This is a genomic window from Halomonas sp. HK25 (assembly GCF_047795635.1).
GTDB lineage: Bacteria > Pseudomonadota > Gammaproteobacteria > Pseudomonadales > Halomonadaceae > Halomonas.
On the sequence record NZ_CP181044.1, the window covers coordinates 4,098,995 to 4,117,288 of the forward strand.

At 66.4% G+C, this 18,294-nt stretch carries 20 protein-coding genes and 2 pseudogenes; 16 read left to right on the forward strand and 6 right to left on the reverse strand.

Annotated elements, in window-relative coordinates; all coding sequences use genetic code 11:
- Window positions 1–58 precede the first annotated feature (58 nt).
- Entirely contained in the window at window positions 59–1,279 is a 1,221-nt protein-coding gene (gene sstT, locus ACM26W_RS19235; protein ID WP_416138566.1) for a serine/threonine transporter SstT, read from the forward strand.
- Window positions 1,280–1,346: 67 nt separating this feature from the next.
- A pseudogene (locus tag ACM26W_RS19240) lies at window positions 1,347–1,487 on the forward strand (serine dehydratase beta chain); the annotation flags it as partial.
- Between the two features lie 16 nt (window positions 1,488–1,503).
- On the opposite strand, the gene ACM26W_RS19245 reads toward ACM26W_RS19240, so the two are convergent.
- From ACM26W_RS19245 to ACM26W_RS19265, 5 genes and pseudogenes are all read right to left on the reverse strand, one after another.
- Window positions 1,504–2,445, reverse strand: a complete 942-nt coding sequence (locus ACM26W_RS19245; protein WP_416137616.1) for an IS1595 family transposase — start codon at window positions 2,443–2,445, stop codon at window positions 1,504–1,506.
- Between the two features lie 110 nt (window positions 2,446–2,555).
- Window positions 2,556–4,004 (reverse strand): cardiolipin synthase, encoded by a 1,449-nt coding sequence (gene cls / locus ACM26W_RS19250; RefSeq protein ID WP_416138567.1) that lies wholly within the window; start codon window positions 4,002–4,004, stop codon window positions 2,556–2,558.
- 95 nt (window positions 4,005–4,099) lie between these two features.
- Window positions 4,100–4,243, reverse strand: a pseudogene (locus ACM26W_RS19255) (prolipoprotein diacylglyceryl transferase family protein); the annotation flags it as partial.
- A 20-nt stretch (window positions 4,244–4,263) separates the two neighbouring features.
- On the reverse strand, window positions 4,264–5,964 hold the full coding sequence (locus tag ACM26W_RS19260) for a multicopper oxidase family protein (RefSeq protein ID WP_416138568.1): 1,701 nt from the start codon (window positions 5,962–5,964) through the stop codon (window positions 4,264–4,266).
- Window positions 5,965–6,036: 72 nt separating this feature from the next.
- Entirely contained in the window at window positions 6,037–6,378 is a 342-nt protein-coding gene (locus tag ACM26W_RS19265; RefSeq protein ID WP_416138569.1) for a hypothetical protein, read from the reverse strand.
- A 257-nt stretch (window positions 6,379–6,635) separates the two neighbouring features.
- On the opposite strand from ACM26W_RS19265, the gene ACM26W_RS19270 reads away from it, so the two are divergent.
- The 14 genes from ACM26W_RS19270 (at window position 6,636) to ACM26W_RS19335 (ending at window position 17,323) form a co-directional block, all read left to right on the forward strand.
- Entirely contained in the window at window positions 6,636–6,998 is a 363-nt protein-coding gene (locus ACM26W_RS19270) for a hypothetical protein (protein WP_416138570.1), read from the forward strand.
- 142 nt (window positions 6,999–7,140) lie between these two features.
- Window positions 7,141–7,926 carry a Spy/CpxP family protein refolding chaperone gene (locus ACM26W_RS19275; protein WP_416138571.1) on the forward strand — a complete coding sequence of 262 codons (786 nt, stop codon included), beginning with the start codon at window positions 7,141–7,143 and terminating at the stop codon, window positions 7,924–7,926.
- A gap of 74 nt (window positions 7,927–8,000) precedes the next feature.
- Window positions 8,001–10,508, forward strand: a complete 2,508-nt coding sequence (locus tag ACM26W_RS19280) for a heavy metal translocating P-type ATPase (protein ID WP_416138572.1) — start codon at window positions 8,001–8,003, stop codon at window positions 10,506–10,508.
- Window positions 10,505–10,684 (forward strand): hypothetical protein, encoded by a 180-nt coding sequence (locus ACM26W_RS19285; protein WP_416138573.1) that lies wholly within the window; start codon window positions 10,505–10,507, stop codon window positions 10,682–10,684. The genes ACM26W_RS19280 and ACM26W_RS19285 overlap by 4 nt, the downstream gene beginning before the upstream one ends.
- Window positions 10,685–10,781: 97 nt before the next feature.
- Window positions 10,782–11,099, forward strand: a complete 318-nt coding sequence (locus ACM26W_RS19290; protein ID WP_416138574.1) for a hypothetical protein — start codon at window positions 10,782–10,784, stop codon at window positions 11,097–11,099.
- 78 nt (window positions 11,100–11,177) lie between these two features.
- Complete coding sequence (locus ACM26W_RS19295; protein WP_416138575.1) at window positions 11,178–11,339, forward strand: hypothetical protein; 162 nt, start codon at window positions 11,178–11,180, stop codon at window positions 11,337–11,339.
- Window positions 11,336–11,776: a DUF411 domain-containing protein gene (locus ACM26W_RS19300; protein ID WP_416138576.1), complete on the forward strand. Its 441-nt coding sequence runs from the start codon at window positions 11,336–11,338 to the stop codon at window positions 11,774–11,776. Before ACM26W_RS19295 ends, ACM26W_RS19300 begins: the two co-directional genes overlap by 4 nt.
- Before the next feature lie 107 nt (window positions 11,777–11,883).
- Window positions 11,884–12,357, forward strand: a complete 474-nt coding sequence (locus ACM26W_RS19305; RefSeq protein ID WP_416138577.1) for a hypothetical protein — start codon at window positions 11,884–11,886, stop codon at window positions 12,355–12,357.
- Window positions 12,358–12,552: 195 nt separating this feature from the next.
- Window positions 12,553–13,167 carry a guanylate kinase gene (gene gmk / locus ACM26W_RS19310; protein WP_416138578.1) on the forward strand — a complete coding sequence of 205 codons (615 nt, stop codon included), beginning with the start codon at window positions 12,553–12,555 and terminating at the stop codon, window positions 13,165–13,167.
- Window positions 13,168–13,306: 139 nt separating this feature from the next.
- Window positions 13,307–13,567, forward strand: a complete 261-nt coding sequence (rpoZ, locus tag ACM26W_RS19315) for a DNA-directed RNA polymerase subunit omega (RefSeq protein WP_416138579.1) — start codon at window positions 13,307–13,309, stop codon at window positions 13,565–13,567.
- A gap of 66 nt (window positions 13,568–13,633) precedes the next feature.
- A complete protein-coding gene (locus tag ACM26W_RS19320; protein WP_416138580.1) occupies window positions 13,634–15,766 on the forward strand; it encodes a RelA/SpoT family protein in 2,133 nt (710 codons plus the stop codon).
- Between the two features lie 89 nt (window positions 15,767–15,855).
- Window positions 15,856–16,245, forward strand: a complete 390-nt coding sequence (locus ACM26W_RS19325) for a RidA family protein (protein ID WP_416138581.1) — start codon at window positions 15,856–15,858, stop codon at window positions 16,243–16,245.
- Between the two features lie 7 nt (window positions 16,246–16,252).
- Window positions 16,253–16,768, forward strand: coding sequence for an RNA 2',3'-cyclic phosphodiesterase (gene thpR, locus ACM26W_RS19330; protein ID WP_416138582.1), 516 nt, complete (start codon window positions 16,253–16,255; stop codon window positions 16,766–16,768).
- A 27-nt stretch (window positions 16,769–16,795) separates the two neighbouring features.
- A complete protein-coding gene (locus ACM26W_RS19335) occupies window positions 16,796–17,323 on the forward strand; it encodes an acyloxyacyl hydrolase (protein WP_416138583.1) in 528 nt (175 codons plus the stop codon).
- Window positions 17,324–17,383: 60 nt separating this feature from the next.
- Here ACM26W_RS19335 and ACM26W_RS19340 read toward each other — a convergent pair whose 3' ends face one another.
- Window positions 17,384–18,256 carry an SDR family oxidoreductase gene (locus tag ACM26W_RS19340; RefSeq protein ID WP_416138584.1) on the reverse strand — a complete coding sequence of 291 codons (873 nt, stop codon included), beginning with the start codon at window positions 18,254–18,256 and terminating at the stop codon, window positions 17,384–17,386.
- Window positions 18,257–18,294 lie beyond the last annotated feature (38 nt).

An 18,294-nucleotide genomic window follows, 5' to 3' on the forward strand; every position in this document is an offset into this window, starting at 1 on the left:
CACCCGGGGTGACGATCCAGCCCGGGCATCAACATGACCCAACACGAGTTACCCACTCATGACCGCACTTCAATCGCTGTTTCGCCCGGTGTTTAACCTGGGGCTGATCCCCCAGATCGCCATCGGTATCGCCCTCGGCATCCTGCTGGCCGTTATCTCGCCCGGTTCTGCCCAGTCCGTCTCACTGCTGGGCCAGCTCTTCGTCTCGGCCCTGATGGCCGTCGCGCCGATCTTGGTCTTTATCCTCGTGGCGGCGGCCATCGCCGGTCATCGCCAGGGGCAGCCTACCCACATCAAGGGGGTGCTGATCCTCTACGTGATCGGCACCCTGGTCGCGGCGCTGGTAGCCGTAATAGCCAGTTTCGCCTTTCCCACCACACTGACGCTGGACATGCCAGAGGCCGGCGGCAACCCGCCCGGCGGCATTGCAGAGATCCTCAGCAACCTGCTGCTCAACGCCGTAGCCAACCCGGTTACCGCCCTGATGGAGGCCAACTTCATCGCGATACTGGCCTGGGCCATCGGTCTCGGCCTGATGCTGCGCCATGCCAGCGAGACCACCCGCGGTGCGCTCAATGACCTCTCCAGTGCAATATCCGGCATCGTGCGCATCGTCATCCGCTTCGCCCCGCTGGGCATCTTCGGCCTGGTCGCCAACACCCTGGCGGAGTCAGGCATGGGCGCCCTTCTCGAGTACGGTCACCTGCTGGCCGTTATCGTCGGCTGCATGGTGTTCGTGGCGCTCGTCACCAACCCACTGATCGTCTACTGGAAGACTCGCCGCAACCCTTATCCGCTGGTGTTCACCTGCCTGCGCGGCAGTGCCATCACCGCCTTCTTCACCCGCAGTTCGGCGGCCAACATCCCGGTCAACATGGAGCTGTGCAAACGACTCAAGCTGGATCCGGATACCTACGCCATCTCGATTCCGCTGGGTGCCACCATCAATATGGCGGGTGCGGCTATCACCATCTCCGTGGCCACCCTGGCCGCAGCCAATACCCTGGGCATCTCGGTCGATTTCGGCACCGCTCTGTTGCTCTGTGTGGTGTCGGCGCTGGCCGCCTGCGGTGTTTCCGGCGTGGCCGGCGGTTCGCTGCTGCTGATTCCCATGGCCGCCAGCCTGTTCGGCATCTCCATCGACGTGGCCATGCAGGTCGTCGCCATCGGCTTCGTGATCAGCGTGGTGCAGGACTCCACCGAGACCGCCCTGAACTCCTCCACCGATGCACTCTTCACCGCGGCCGCCTGCCGGGCCGCCGAGGGAAAGCAGAGCTGAGTGCGCCTGCGGCCGCTCCGCAACGGGCAGGGCGGCCGTCCATATCCGCTGAACGGGGTACAGCACCATGTCCATCAGTATCTTCGATCTGTTCAAGATCGGCATCGAGCCGTCGAGCTCTCACACCGTGGGGCCCATGCGGGCCGCCCATGACTTCGTCGGCGAGCTGAAGGCGATCAACGAGACACAACGGCACTGGCGAGTGGAACGATAGTAGTACCTGATTACGTATATGGCTCAGCCAGCTTCAGGAGCCGGTAAGGCATCGGCGGTGTTCTGGCCGCCACCGTCAGAAAGCGCGGAATCATGGCCGTGAGGTCATAGCGCCGATTGAAGCGGTACTCGAACTCAGCCAGATAGCGCGGCACATGTTGTCCACGGATGGCATGGTAGCTGCCGGTGATGGCGTTCTTGACGTTGCCCAGCACGGTGTTGACCCAGTTGAAGGCGGGGATCTGCGCACTGGCACGGCCACCGCCAGTGATGAAGCGCTCATGGGTGTAGGCCGGGGTATCGAAGACCCGGAAACACCCCAGGCCATCGCTGACCACCCGACTGCCAGGCGCGATGGCGACCTGGGCATAGCGCCTCACCTCGGCGCGGGTAAAGCCGCTTACGCGACGCAGCTGGACGCGCTGGGGATGGCCCTCCTCATCGGTCTGCACCGCGGCGACGAACGGGAACTTGTGCTCAGCGCCGCGCCCGCGCTTTCCCGGCCGTTCACCGCCGAGGTAGGCATCATCGATCTCGATGCGTCCGGTGAGCGTCTCGCCCTGGTTGCGCTCATGCATGACCTGCAGCAGCTTGTGCTTGAGCTTCCAGGCGGTGTTGTAGCTGACGCCGAGCTCGCGGGACAGCTGCAGCGCCGAGAGGCCATTCTTGCGTTGGGTCAGCAGGTAGATGGCCAGAAACCAGGTGGTGAGCGGCAGGTGCGTGGCGTGGAAGATGGTCCCGGCAGTCAGCGAGGTCTGATGGTGGCAGTGATGGCACTGGTACACCCCGCGCGCGAGTTGGCAGCCGGTGGTGTTGCCGCAGTCGGGGCAAACAAACCCCGTGGGCCAGCGATGCTGAAACAGGGCCGCACGGCACTGCGCTTCGGTGCCGTACTGGTCGAGAAATGCCGGCAATGACAGACCGGACTGGAACTGGATAGGATTGCGAGCCATGACGGTATCTCCTGAGAAACCCTTACCTTTCAGCATAGTCCAGGCCCCGCCAGCGTAGCTGTACAAAGTGCGTAATCAGGTAGTAGTAAGAGGCGGGTGCGAGACCCGGGTCAAAGCACCGGCGCCAGAAGATAGGCCCCCCGCGCCGCCACCCGGTGCCAAAGCGGTTGCGCCTCGATCTCGCCGGGGCGCATGAGCCGCGACCGGGCGAAGTCGTCCTCGAACATCGTTTCTACTTCGGCTGCAAAAGCTGGGTCCATCACCATCGCCGTCACCTCGAAGTTGAGGCGAAAGGAGCGGTTGTCGAGATTCACGGTGCCCACCGCCGCGCCAATGTCGTCCACCAGGAAGGCCTTGCCGTGCAGGAAGCCTTCCTCGTAGCGATAGACTTCGACCCCCGCCTCGAGCAGCGAGTCCAGAAAGGCATAGGCAGCGAAGTAGGTCAGCAGGTTGTCCGGACGCTCCGGGATCAGCACCCGCACATCCACACCGCTCAGGGCAGCCAGCTTGAGCATCGACAGCACCCCCTCGTCGGGCACGAAATAGGGGCTGGAGATCCAGATACGCTCATGGGCAGCGTGGATCGCCTGCTGGATCATCAGGCTGGCGGTCTCGAAGCGGTCTGCCGGGCCTGTCGGCAGGATCAGCACCGGCAACCCATGGTGACTTGGCACCACAGGCAACCAGGGCAGTTCGGGCAACTCCTCGGTGGCCCAGTGCCAGTCCTCGAGAAAGACCAGCTGCAGCGCCAGAGCCGCCGGCCCCTCGATCATCAGGTGGGTGTCCCGCCACGGGCCGATGCGCGAGTGGCCCTGCAGGTATTCGTTGCCGATATTGTAGCCTCCGACCCAGGCTCGGGCACCGTCGGACACTACGATCTTGCGGTGATTGCGAAAGTTGAGCTGGAAGCGATTCCCCACCCCGCGCGTGGAGTGGAAGCGGTGCACTCGGACCCCAGCCTCCTCCAGCCCCTGGAGATAACTTCCCGGCAGCGCATAGCTGCCGATCTCATCGTAGAGGAAGTAGACCTCCACTCCCTCCCGGGCCTTCTCGATGAGTCTCGCCTGGAGAGCGAGGCCCACCTCGTCGGCCCGCACGATGTAGAACTGCACCAGCAGGTAGCGCTCGGCGGATTCGATGCCGGCAAACAGGCTCTCGAAGGTCGCCTCGCCGTCGATCAGCAGCTCGACATGATTCCCGCCCAGGAACGGCAGCTTGGCCAGCTGCTCGACGCCCACCAGATGCTTGTCCGAGTGTGCCGCCGAGACCGCATGCGAGCGCAGCTCCGCCAACTTGTCGGCGAGCGCTTGCCCCAGGGCCGAATCCTCGTCGCGTCGAGAGGACACATAGCCTTGAAACTTCGTCCGCCCGAACACCCAGTAGGCCGGCACCGCCACATAGGGCACCGTATTCAGGGAGACGATCCAGGCCACGGCGCCCTGAGAGGTGCGGCTGGACATCATCGCATCGAGAGACGAGGCCAGCCCGACCAGATGGGCGATGCCCATCACCAGCAGCCACCGGCGCCAGGGTCGACGCCGCTTGGCCGGCAGTGGCATTGCCCCCACTGCCTCCTCGTTCCGCCTCATTCCGGTCACGGCTTGTGCCTCTGGGTCGCGACTGATGATCGCGCCATGGCTTGACGACGCGACCAGCCGATCAGAGCCCGGCGGTGGGACCGGCAGCGACCCAGCCACCAGGCGGCGACGAAGCCGACCACGTTAATCAGGCCATACCAGTGAATGGCGAACGGACCGAGACTGATGGCCACCGGGTCGATATTGGGATATAGGAGCATCTCGCTCTCCCGAGGCAGTTTCAGCTCACGCGGATCGTCGCCATCATCCCCAGCTCTTCGTGCTCGATGATGTGGCAGTGGAAGAGCCATTCGCCGGGCTCGCGGAACACCATGCGAAGCCTGAGACGCTGATAGGGCGCCAGGTTGACGGTGTCCTTCCAGGCCAACCACGGAGCGTCTCGCCACTCGCCGTCGACATCCCGGGCCGCGATCACCTGGAAGTGCGTGCCATGCACGTGGAAAGGGTGGTCCATGTGGGAGTTGTTGAACACCTCCCACTCCTCCACCTCGCCGACTCGGCCTTCGAACAGGATCTCGTCCATGGCGAAGGCGCGGCCATTGATCAGGAAGTCCACCTCCGGTCGGTCGGCCATCTCGGGCATACCGTGGCCCCCTCCGTGACCGGCCTGGGCTGCCCCATGCCCCCTCCCATGCTGGACCTCATGACCAGCGCTGCCGTGAGGCATCGGGGCGCTGTCGTGAGCGGCATGGCCATCCGACGCATTCGACATGCGACCATGGTCGCCATGACCGGCCGACGACGCCGGCATGCCGCTACCGTCGCCATGCCCCGTCCCATGCGCATCATGGCCCGGCATTACCTCGGTGAGCTCCACCTTTCGACGCACCGCCGGCTCGCCCAGAGGCTCGACGCGCCCCAGGCGCTCGGGCAGCCTGACGGCGGGCTGCACGCCTGCAGTGAGCGTGCGGATCGCCAGCAGCGGCGCGGTGTCGTCGAGGTGAGGCGGCCTCTCACCCATCCAGCCCCGCTCGTAAGGATGGCTGGCCAGCAGGAAGCGGCCGTCGGCCTGCTCGCTCACTCGTACCAGCAGGTCGGCACGCTCGCCCGGGATCAGCAACAGCTCCTCGAGCGGTTGCGGCTGCTCGATCAGCCCGCCATCGGTGCCGATCAGGAACAGTTCGTGCTCGTCCAGGCGCAGGCTCAGGTAGCGGCCGGCGCAAGCATTGATCAGACGCAGGCGCAGGGTGGTACCCGGTGCGACATCGAGGCGCGGCTCGCGTTGGCCGTTGACCAGCAGCAGCTCGCCCTCGCGGCCGTTCATCCAGTCCTCGGCGGTGTGCGGCGCGATATCGCCACCCGCAGTCAGGCGCAGGTCGCTGACCACCAGCAGATGCTCCTCGACCTCAACCGGCAGCGAATCCTGGGATGGATGCACCAGCAGGGCACCTGCCAGGCCGTGGGCCACCTGCCGGGCAGTGCCCTGGTGGGGGTGCGGATGGAACCAATGCAGGCCGGCGCTGCCCTCGGGGAAGGTATAGCGGTACTGCCGTGAATCGCCCGGCGCCACGGCATCCCAGGGGGCGCCGTCCTGCGCCTGGGGCAACATAACGCCGTGCCAGTGCAGGGTGGTCTCCTGCTCCAGCTCGTTGATCAGGGTGATATCCAGCTCATCGCCCTCGCGCACCTCGATCAGCGGCGCCACCTTGCCGTTGTAGAGCCACAGCCTGGCCTCGAGCTCATCGCTCAAAGGCACCGCCTGGGGGGCCGGGGTCAGCGCGCTGCGAAAGCGGCCGGTCGCTTCGCTCAGGTTGGTAATGCGCGGAAGGGGCTGCAGCGGCTGGCCGGCCTCAGGCAGGGGCGCCAGGCCACCTGCCGAGGTGTGGAGATGCTGACGAGAGGCGGCGAAGGCCATATAGCCGGCCGATGACAGCGCCAGGCCGCCCAGGGTTGAGTAGCGCAGGAAGTCGCGACGTTTCATTGGATTGTCCTCGTGACATGAACACACTCACCACGAATCCAGGACCCGCGGTGCCATCAGGGGGAGTGAGGTTCAGCGACGAGGAGGACGTTCGAAGCGGGCAGGAGAGCCCACCGGGCTGCCGTGGTCGGGCTCGGCCAGAGACACGGGCAGCCCGATGAAGGCCTCGGGCGCCGAGGCCATGGCTGCGGCGCACTGAGCGCAGGGCAGGCAGCAAGGTGAGGCCACCGTGGCGTCCGTTTCATCCACGTCGGCTGCGCCTGCCATGCCCCAGGATGCTGTCTGCTCGGGAGCGAACAGGCCGACGAGGCAATCGGTATCTCCGTGGTGCCCGATCGCCGCCACGGGCGAAGCAATGGCCATCACCAGGGCCATCGTCAGGCAGAGCCACCAGGAGCAGAAGGAACGGCGCATGGGGTAACAAGGAAGCCATTGCAGCGGTGGGGAACGAAGTATTCCACGACCTCCAGGACGCCAGCAACCTAAGCCCTGCACACAGGTTTACTGCCATGGATTTCATGACATGCATCAATGGACAGCTGGCTCCGCTGGACTTAGGGTTAGGACAGTCCGCAGTAAACAGCGAGCACCACGCCATGCGTCCCCCCGCCCCCAGCAACAGCGCAAGATCAGGCCCGTGCGGCTTGCCGCTCTGGCTGGGTATGGCGCTCATGCTGGTTCTGCTGATGGTCGCGTCTCAGTCCCAGGTTCATGCTCATCCTTGGGTATTCTCCAGCCCAGCCAATCACCAGACCCAAGCCGCTTCGGAATTCGCCTCCGAGCAGGCGCTGCCCGAGGCCTGGCTCACCCCGGCCGACTTGCCCCATTGCCACCACGACCAGGCCTGGCGCCCCGCCTCGGCTGTTCTGCCCCGGAGCGAGGCGCCGGATGCCACACCCGACCCGCCGACCATGATCGCATCCGTCGTGGGGCCGTCTGCACACCTCACCTCACCACTTGGCCACGCCTACCCCGGGCCCACCTCTCGGCCCGCGATTCCCCTCTACCTGCTGACGCAGCGCTTCCGCTCCTGAGCGAGCTCCCCTGCCCCTGTCGAGACGCTTCTCGACGAGGCACTCCTGCCTGAGCCACTGGCGCTCAGGCCAGACCTCCAGCAGTCCACGGAGCCCTTGGCTCCACCCCCACCAGGGGCCTATAGCCCCAAGGAGTTGAAAGATGAACATTCACAAGCAGACAGCCGCCTTCGGCATGGCCCTGGCCCTCGGACTCGCCGGCACCGGCATGGCCGCCGCCCAGGAAATGGGCAGCGGCCAGGGCGGCATGGGCTCCGGCATGATGGGCGGCGGCCAGGGCGGCATGGGCCCCGGCATGATGGGCGGCATGGGCTCCGGCATGATGGGCGGCGGCCAAGGCGGCATGGGCCCCGGCATGATGGGCGGCGGCCAGGGCGGCATGGGCTCCGGCATGATGGGCGGCGGCCAGGGTGGCATGGGCCCCGGCATGATGGGCGGCATGGGCTCCGGCATGATGGGCGGCGGCCAAGGCGGCATGGGCCCCGGCATGATGGGCGGCGGCCAGGGCGGCATGGGCTCCGGCATGATGGGCGGCGGCCAGGGTGGCATGGGCTCCGGCATGATGGGCGGCATGATGCCCTGCCCGATGATGGGAGAGGGCATGGGCATGATGTCGACGCTCGACCCCGAGCAGCGCAGCGAGATGCGCGAGCTGATGCAGGAGCACCGTCCCGCCCAGTTTGAGCGCATGGGGCGGATGATGAACCTGCGCGATGACCTGATGGCCGAGATGCACGGCGAACGCCCCGATCCCGAGGAGGTCCAGGCCCTGCATGGCCGGATGGCCGAGTTGCATGGCGAGATGATGGCCGAGATGGTGCGCATGCGTAACGCCATGCATGACCTCATGACCGATGAGCAGCGCGAGCAGCTCCGCCAGGCGGCACCCGCCGACGTGGATCCCGAGGACCACGACGCCCATCACTGATCGGCGATGCCAGTGAATAGGCAACTGGACGGCCCCATGGCCGTCCACTCGGCGACAGCTGCAGGAGGCACGTCATGAGCGACACCAGGTCCAGAACGATCACCCTGACGGTGCCCGGCATGGGCAGCGACCACTGTGCCGGGATCGTTCGAAAGACGCTCGAGCGCCTCGATGGCGTAGGCGAGATCCAGACCAATATCGCCAACCACCATGTCAGCGTGACCCTCGATGATGGCGGACCCGATGGCGATAACCTGAAGGCCGCCGTCGAGGGCGCCGGCTATGACGTGGCCGCCGTCAGCGGCGGTGCCGGCAAGCCACAGATTCGCCTGACGGTGCCGGGCATGGGCTCGGACCACTGCGCCGGCATCATCCGCAGCACCCTGGAGCGGCTGGAGGGTATCGATTCGATTGACACCAATATCGCCAGCCACCGCGTGTCGGTGACCGTCGCCGCCGATGGCCCCGGTGGCGATGCACTCAAGAGCGCGGTGGAAGGAGCCGGCTACGACGTGGCGGCGGTGCAGTCTGAGGAGCAGGAAACCGGCGAGGGTGATGCCGAGATCGAGGAGGCCTACCTCGCCCAGGCCCGCAAGCGGCTGATCATCGCCGCCGTGCCCACCACCCTGATCATGCTGCTGATGATCCCGCACATGTTTTGGCAGCCGATCCCCGGCTACCTGGCCATCGTCGCCCTGCTCGCGTTTCCGGTGGTATTCCTCCATGGCGGTATCGCCACCCACAGGTCGACCTGGCGCTCGCTGAAGAACGGCACCTTCAACATGGACGTGCTGATCTCCATGGGCAGCCTGCCGCCCTACCTGATCGGCCTGGTCGGCTTCATTACTCCGATGACCTCGTTCATCGAGATGGCCGCCACCATCATGACCTTCCACCTGCTCGGCCGTTATCTGGAGGCGCTGGCCAAGGGGCGCGCCTCCCAGGCCATCCGCCGCCTGCTGACCCTGGGCGCCAAGACGGCCAGGGTGGAGCGCGACGGTGAGGAGGTCGAGGTGCCGGTGAAGGAACTGGCCCCCGGCGATATCATGATCGTGCGTCCCGGCGACAAGATCCCCACCGACGGCGAGGTGGTCGAGGGCGAGAGCCATCTCGATGAGTCCATCGCCACCGGCGAGTCGATCCCGGTCTACAAGAGCACCGGCGACAGTGTCATCGGTGCCACTATCAACAAGGAGGGTCGACTGCGCGTCAAGGCCACCCGCGTCGGCGGTGACACCTTCCTCGCCCAGGTCGTCCGCCTGATCGACCAGGCCCAGGGCTCGCGGGTGCCGATCCAGGAGTTCGCCGACCGCATGACCGGCCGCTTCGTGCCGGCGGTGCTGCTGATCGCCCTGGCCAGCCTGGTCGTGTGGCTGCTGGTGCCGGACGTCCTGCGCCCGATCCTCGACTGGGGCGCCGTCTTCCTGCCTTGGGTGAATCCCGAGGCCGCCACGCCGGTGCTGGCGATACTGGCCGCCGTGGCCGTGCTGGTGATTGCCTGCCCCTGCGCCCTGGGCCTGGCCACGCCCACCGCGCTGATGGTCGGCTCCGGCATCGGCGCCGAGCGCGGCATCCTGATCCGCTCCGGCGAGGCGATCCAGACCTTCAAGGACGTCAAGGTGATGGTGCTCGACAAGACCGGGACCATTACCCGCGGCGAGCCGAAGCTCACCGAGGCGGTGACCGCCGAGGGCGTCGAGGAGACGCGCCTGCTGACCCTCGCGACGAGCGTCGAGAATGCCTCGGAGCACCCCATCGCCCGGGCCATCGTCGAGGGAGCACGAGAACGCGACATCGAACCCAAGGAGGTCAGCGAGTTTCGCTCCACCGGTGCCCGCGGCGTCTCGGGTAGGGTCGGCAACGAAACCGTGCTGATCGGCAATCGCCGCCTGCTGGAAGAGGAAGGCGTGACCGGCCTCGACGCCTTGGATAGCGCCATGGGCGAGCTCGAGGGCAAGGGGCGTACCGTGGTGATCGTTGCCGCCGACGGCCAGGCCCTGGGGCTGGTGGCCGTGGCCGACACCCTCAAGGAGGAATCGGTCGAGGCCATCCGCGGCATGCACGACCTCGGCCTGCACGTGGTGATGATCACCGGCGACAACGAGCGTGCGGCGCGGGCCGTGGCCGACGAGGTCGGCATCGACGAGGTCCAGGCCGGTGTGCTGCCCGAAGGCAAGGTCGATGCCATTCGCGCCCTGCAGAAACAGCACGGTAACCACGTGGCCATGGTCGGCGATGGCATCAACGACGCCGCGGCGCTGAAGCAGGCCAATGTGGGTATCGCCATCGGCGCCGGTGCCGATGTGGCCATCGAGGCGGCGGACGTGACCCTGGTGCGTGGCGAGCTGACCGCCGTGGTGGACGCCATGCACCTCTCCCGCGCCACCTACGGCAAGATCGTGCAGAACCTGATCTGGGCCAGCGCCTACAACGTGGCGGCCATTCCCATCGCCGCCGTGGGCCTGCTGCACCCCATGATCGGTGTCATTGCCATGACAGCGAGCTCCCTGTCGGTGATCGGCAACTCGCTGCTGCTCAAGCGGCGCTTCACCCGCGAGAACCCGCAAGGAGAATCGACATGAACCGTCACCACTGGCTGATGACCACCTGCCTGGTGCTGATGGGGGTGGCCATGCTGATCGTGCTGTGGCGTGGCAACCCCTTCGGTGCCGGCACCTGGCTGCTGCTCCTGCCGATGGGGCTCTGCCTGGGGCTGCATCTGTTCGTGCATCGCCATGGCCACCGCCACGATGAGTGATCGCATCACGCCATCAACCGCTCGGAGAGTTGCGCTGGATCAAGGCAGCCGCGAGGCCGACGCGGCATCCTGACCCCATCATCCACGAGGCATCGTCATGACCCGACCCGTCACCGCATCAGGGCACAGCGCACGAGGAGGCCGCCTGCTGGCACTGCTCCTCGCGTTGCTGCTGGCGGTGACCAGCCTGTCGAGCCATGGTGCCATGGAGAGCCACCAGGCCGACTGCGGACTCGTCGCGCCGGTGCAGTTGCTCGATGGTGACATGCCGGAAGAGCCCCGCTGCGCGAGCTGCGCGGCACTGCCGCCTACCATCGACCTGCCCACGGCCGCCCCTCGCTTCCCGGCCCTCGCCGCGGCGCAGGCCGTGATCGCCCACCGTCCCCAGCCTCCGCGGCGCCCTCCCAGAGCCTGACCGAACGCCAGGCGGAACCTCCGCCATGGAAGGCAGCGCCTTCCCCGACCCCGAATACGTTCGTCAGGAGATTTTCCCATGTTGAACACCTGTCTCGCACTGATGGGCAGCCTGCCCTGGCTGGGCTGGATCATGCCCATCACCATGCTGACGCTGCTCGGCCTCGGCATCGCCGCCCTCGCCAAGTACCTGTTCGTTTCCCCCCGCACTTCCCGCGACCTTCCGGAGGCCCGCTCATGAACCGCTTCGGCTCCACTCTCATGCTCTCCGCCGCTCTGCTGCTGGGCGCGGGTACCGCCCAGGCCGCCCTGCCCGAGACGGCGACCATGTTCAAGAACCCTGAATGCGGCTGCTGCGACGAGTACGCCCGCCAGCTCGAAGCCCGCGGGGTCGAGGTGAAACTCGTCGACGATATCGAGGTGGGCAAGATCAAGCAGCGCGTCGGCCTGCCCTATGGACTCGGCTCCTGCCATACGATCCAGATGGGCGGCTACGCCATCGAGGGGCACGTGCCCTTTGCGGCCGTTGAGACCCTCTTCGAGGAGCGCCCGGACACCCGCGGCATCGGCCTGGCCGGCATGCCCATCGGCACCCCCGGCATGCCGGGGCCCAAGCAGGGCGACTGGGACGTCTATCAGTTCCGTGACGGCGAGGCCACGCCCTTCATGACGCTGTAATCCGCTACCCTGGCAGAGGAGAAATGCCGCTTCCCTCAATGGTGAAGCGGCTTGTATACGCGGAGAGAGGGGCGATAGCCCTTGAATGCCGATGGAGGAATGACCCGATGCACCCCAGCAAGCCCGATCGCTCTGCCCGTCTCATCGCCCTGGCCGTGGGCATCCCCTGCTTGCTGGTCCTGGTCGTGCTCATGGCCATACCATTCATGGCAGGGGATGAGACGACACTCCAGGTCGACGGCCCGATGCCCACCGAGTCAGGGGCAGAAAACGGCGGGGTCCGCTTCTCCGGTACCGTGCACCAGTGGAGCGTGGCGGGCAGCATCGTCATCGATGCCGAGCGGCAAGCGCAGCTGTCCTTCCAGCTGCGCGGGCCCGACGGCAATCCTCCCCGGCAGGCCATGCGAGTCCCGATCACCTTCGTCATGCCCGGCCATGACATGTCACTCAACCTGACGGCCGAGCAGACCGGCCGTGACAGCTTTGCCGTCATGGCCGCGCTCCCCATGTCAGGTACCTGGCAGATGCGCATGTCGTTCTCGGACGTGACCGGTGTGTTGCCGCTTGACGTGAGGAGCTAACGGCTCCGGGAAAACACCGAGGCCAAGCCGGATGGTGTGTTGGCCTTTCTGGGTGCCTGAGTTCAAGCAGCAAGCGCAGCACCTGAGGACCCGGAACATCGAGTAGGCCTGCAGCACCGCGTAAATTCGTGCGATACTGCGCGCTTTCCTTCGGCCCATGCCGCTTCATCCAGCTGTCACACAGGGATGCCGACCATGCCCCAGGGTACCCTCTTCATCGTTTCCGCCCCCTCAGGCGCCGGGAAGACCAGCCTGGTACGCGAGCTGATCGAGAGCCTCGACGGCATTCAGGTCTCGGTGTCGCACACCACCCGCGAGCGCCGCAATGGCGAAGTGGACGGCGTGAACTACCACTTCGTGGACGTGCCAGCCTTCGAGGCGATGATCGAGCGCGGCGAGTTCTTCGAGCACGCGCGAGTCTTCGACAACTATTACGGCACCTCGCGCCCTACGGTGCAGGCCGCCCTGGACGCCGGCCAGGATGTGATCCTGGAGATCGACTGGCAGGGCGCCCGCCAGGTGCGCAGCCAGCTGCCCGATGCGGTGTCGATCTTCATCCTGCCCCCCTCCCGGGACGAGCTGGAGCACCGCCTGGCCAGCCGCGGCACCGACGAGCACGCGGTAATCGAACGGCGCATGCGCGATGCGGTAAACGAGATGTCCCACCACGACGAGTACGACTACCTGGTGATCAACGACGACTTCACCACCGCCCTGCGCGAGTTGCAGGCGCTGGTGATCGCCCAGCGGCTGAATCGCGAGCGTGTCCGCCAGGCCCACGCCCCGCTGCTGAAGGCGCTACTCTCCTGAGCCTCACAGGCGCTGCACTGCAGCGCTTGTCACGGTAACCGGGCGTCGAGTAACCTATCGGGTCTACCCATAAGTGGGATTCGTCCACGCACCGCGTGTGCTCCTCCGGATTCCCGCAAGCTTTCAGGAAGGCTACCCCATGGCGCGAGTCACAGTCGAAGATTGTCTGGAAAATGTCGAGAATCGCTTCAAGCTGGTGATGATCTCCACCGCGCGCGCGCGCCAGCTGGCCCGCGGCTCCCGTGATGCCCTGGTGCCCTGGGAGAACGACAAGCCCACCGTGGTCGCCCTGCGCGAGATCGCCGCCGGCCTGGTCGACTCGAGCGTTCTCGACGAGCCGGTGGAGGCCGCAGTGCGCCCGGTTCGCGAGCCCTACTACGGCGGCGCCGGCGAGGAGTGATCCGCGACGGCGCCTCGGCGCTGTCATCCTTCCCAGGACACTCACGCAGGAATCAGGGCGCGCCGCATGTTCACCATCGATGACCTGGCCGACCGTCTCGGCGGCTACCTTCCCCAGAGCGAGATCCAGCAGGTCAAGCGCGCCTTCTACTATGCCGAGCAGGCCCACGACGGCCAGCGCCGGCGCTCTGGTGAGCCTTACGTCACCCACCCGCTCGCCGTCGCCAATATCCTCGCCAACATGCACATGGACCATCAGAGCCTGATGGCGGCCATGCTGCATGACGTGATCGAGGACACCGGGGTCGGCAAGGAGGCGCTGGCCGAGCAGTTCGGCAAGCCGGTGGCGGAGCTGGTGGACGGGGTCTCCAAGCTGACGCAGATTGCCTTCGAGGACAAGGCGGTCGCCCAGGCCGAGAATTTCCAGAAGATGGTGCTGGCGATGTCGCGGGATATCCGGGTGATCATCGTCAAACTGGCCGACCGGCTGCACAACATGCGCACCCTCGGGGCCCTGCGCCCCGAGAAGAAGCGCCGCATTGCCCGCGAGACCCTGGAGATCTACGCCCGCATCGCCAGCCGGCTGGGCATCAACACCATCCGCGTGGAGCTCGAGGACCTCTCCTTCCAGGCCCTGCACCCGATGCGCGCCGAACGCATCAAGCGTGCCGTCTCCAGCGCCCGGGGCCACCGCCGCTCGGCGATCCGCCAGATCCAGAACACCCTGCAGCAGAGCCTCGACGACGAGGCGCTGTCCGGCACGGTAATTGGCCGCCAGAAGCATCTGCTGTCGATCTACAAGAAGATGCGCGACCAGAGCAAGTCGTTCGCAGAGATCATGGACGTGTTCGGTTTTCGCATCATCACCGAGGACGTCGATAGCTGCTACCGCATCCTCGGCGTGGTGCACAACCTCTACAAACCGGTGCCCGGACGATTCAAGGACTACATCGCTATCCCGAAGGCCAACGGCTATCAGAGCCTGCACACCTCCCTGTTCGGCTCCAACGGCATGCCCATCGAGGTGCAGATCCGCACCCGCGAGATGGAAGCCATGGCCAACAACGGTATCGCCGCCCACTGGCTCTACAAGGCCGGCCAGACCCAGCACCCCATTGCCGAGGGCAGCCACGCCCGGGCCCGCTCCTGGATCAAGGGCCTGCTGGAGATGCAGCGCTATGCCGGCGACTCGCTGGAGTTCATCGAGCACGTCAAGAACGACCTATTCCCCGACGATATCTACGTGTTCACTCCCAAGGGCGACATCATGGAGCTGCCCCAGGGCGCCACGGTGATCGACTTCGCCTATGCGGTGCATACCGATATCGGCAATGGCACCATCGCCTGCCGCATCGATCGTCACCTGGCCCCGCTCTCCACTCGCCTGGAGAGCGGCCAGACCCTGGACATCATTACCGCCCCGGGGGCACGGCCCAGCCTGGCCTGGCTCAACTTCGTGGCCACCGCCAAGGCGCGCTCGGCGATTCGCCACGCGCTCAAGCACCAGCAGCATACCGAGGCGGTACAGCTCGGCCGGCGGCTGCTCAACAAGTCACTGGCGCAGTTCGAGACCAGCCTGGAGGAGTTGCCCGAAGGGCCGCTAGGCGGCCTGCTGGTCGAGCTTGGCCTGAAGAACAATGAGGCCCTGCTGGAGTCCATCGGCCTGGGCACCCGGGTCGCCCACGTGGTGGCGCGCCGCCTGCTCGACCTGCAGCAAGGCGAATCGCCCGCGGGCAAGGGTGAACCGCGCGCCCATGGCCCTATTCTGATCAGCGGGGCCGAAGGCATGGTGATCAAGTTCGCCCGTTGCTGCCACCCGCTGCCCGGCGACCCGGTCATCGGCCACCTCTCGGTAGGCAAGGGAATCGTGGTGCACCGCGCCGAGTGCCGTAACCTGGGCGAACTCAGGAACGACCCGGACAAGCTGTTCGCCCTGGAGTGGTCCAACGACATCGCCGAGGACTTCCCGGTGGCGCTTCGCCTGGAGGTGGAGACCCGCCGCGGCCTGGTGGCCGAACTGGCCGGCCTGGTCACCGATGCCGAGGCCAACATCGAGCGCATCGGCATCGAGGAGCGCGATGCCCGCATGGTCACCGTGAACCTGACCCTATCGGTGCGCAACCGCGTCCACCTGGCGCGCATCATCAAGCGACTGCGCAACCTCCCCCACGTCGAGCGTATCACCCGACTCGGCAACTGAATCTTTCCAGCCGGTCCGGCAGCGCCCCGGTGGGGCCTCCGGGCCGTTTTTGATTATCCCGAGCAACCACCAATCCAACGGAGCACACCATGAGCAACAAGGCCGTGATCAACACCGACCAGGCGCCCGCCGCCATCGGCCCTTACTCCCAGGCCATCAAGGCCGGCAACACTGTCTACCTCTCCGGCCAGATCCCCCTGGACCCGGCGACCATGGAGCTGGTCTCCGACGACTTCGAGGCCCAGGCCCGCCAGGTCTTCACCAACCTGAAGGCCGTCTGCGAGGAGGCCGCCGGTTCTCTGGGCGAGATCGTCAAGCTCAACCTCTACCTGGTCGACCTGGGCAACTTCGCCGTGGTCAACAAGGTGATGGAGGAGGTCTTCGTCAAGCCCTACCCGGCCCGCGCCGCGGTGGGCGTCAAGGCGCTGCCCAAGGGGGCCCAGTTCGAGGCCGAGGCAGTGATGGTCATCGGCGACTGACAGGCGTATGCGGCTGTTTCTGGCGCTGGTGCCGCCGCTCGATCTGCGCGAGCGGCTCGGAGCGCTGGCGGATGCCGCCCATGCCCGCTGCGGTGGGCGGCGCATGCCGGACGAGAGCCTGCACCTGACCCTGGCCTTCCTCGGCGAGGTGGGCGATGAGCAGGCCAGCGAACTGGTGGACTGGATGTGCCGCCTGGCGGTGACTCCCGGAGAATGGCGGCTGGACGCCTGGGGCCACTTTCGACGGCCGGGCATCGTCTGGGTGGGCGGGCAGGCGCCGGATGCGGCACTCGGCGTCCTGCACAAGCGGCTATGGGATGCCCTGGAGGAATTCGGCCTCGCGGGGCGCCCCGCGCATTTCATGCCACACGTGACCCTGCTGCGGCGAGCCAAGCGGCTCGACGCGAGCAGGCTGCCTGCCCCGGATCTTGTCTGGGGCTATAATCAGCTCGATCTGGTCCAGTCGACCATCCACGACCGGGGCAGCCGCTACGTCAGCCTGGCTCGCTCACTGGAAAGCTAAGCCAATCTCGAGAGTCGGGAGCAGGGAATGTCTCGTTCAGTGTTCAGGAAGACCACCTTCGCCGCGGCCCTGCTCGCCAGCCCCTTGTTTACCGCACCGGCCACCGCCCAGTTGGCTGTTGCCGATATCGAGCTCTCCGCCGGCGTCACCAGCGAATCCACCGCCGCCCTCAAGGCAACACTGGACCGTCAGTGGTCGCTGGAGCGCTTCCACGAGCGGCTGTCCCTGCGCCTGGGCGGCGGCCTGCTGCTGCTCTCCAGCGAGGAGCAGGACGGCAACGCCGCCCTACTGCTGTCGCCGGCGCTGCGCTGGACCTTCACCGGCGAACGGGGCCTGTTCGTGGAAGCCGGCATTGGTGCCGCCCTGTTCCTCAAGACCCGGGTGGAGGCGCGCAACCTCTCCACCGCCTTCCAGTTCGAGGATCGACTGGCACTCGGCCTGCCCTGGGCCGCCGGCGAACTCTCCCTGGCGCTGACCCACTACTCCAACGCCGGGATAAAACGTCCGAATGATGGCTTCGAGACCCTCACCCTGGGTTACCGTTTTCCGCTCTGAACGGCAGCACGGGTAAAAAGGATCAAGCGACCGCTCTCGAGTCTGATCACGCAAGGGCGATCAGGCCTTCTCGGGCAGGAAGCCGCCCTCCTTGAGCACCTGGGCGTAGCCCTCGCGGTAGCTGGGGTAGCGAAACTCGTAGCCACTGGCCAGCAGGCGGGCATTGCTGCAGCGCTTGCTGGCGCGGCGGCGCAGCGGCGACTGGATGGTTTCGGTGGCCTCCACCTTGAGCTGCCTGGCCAGCCAGCTCATCACCTCGTGGAGCGGCGCCGGCTCGCAATCGCTGGCCAGATAGAGGTCGTCCACCGCATCATTGGCCAGGGTGCGTTCGATCAGGTGGGCCAGCACCCCGGCACAGTCGTCGCGATGGATGCGGTTGGTGTACATGGCGGGGCTGGCCGGGGCGATGCGCCCCTCGCTCACCTGGCGAATCAGGCGGTCGCGGCCGGGACCGTAGATACCCGAGAAGCGCACGGCGGTGCCGGGCAACTCATTGCCGAGCAGCGCCTGCTCGGCCTCGCGCATCAGCGCCCCGGCGAAACCGGTGGGCTCGGCGGGGCTGGTTTCGTCGACCTCCTCGCCGGCCTGCTGGAGATAGACGCTCGTGGAGGAGACGAAGAAGACCCGTTTCGGCACCCGCTTGCGCGCACCGAACTCGGCCAGCACTGCCTTGAGCCCCTCGGGATAGGCGGCGCGGTAGGCCTCCTCCTCGAAGCGGTCGGCGCTGGCCACGTAGACCAGCACGTCCGCGTCCGGCAGGGCAGCGAGACTGGCGGGATCGGTGAGGTCCGCGGCGGCGGCCTCGAGGCCGCTACCCGCCAGCGCTGCGGCGTTGCGGCGCACGCCCACCACCCGCTGGCCGCCCTCCTTTAGCCGCTGGCCAAGTCCCATCCCGATATCCCCACAGCCTAGAATCAGCGTTGTTCTCTTCACCTTTTCCCTGCCCCCTGATAAAAAGTCCCTATTGGAAT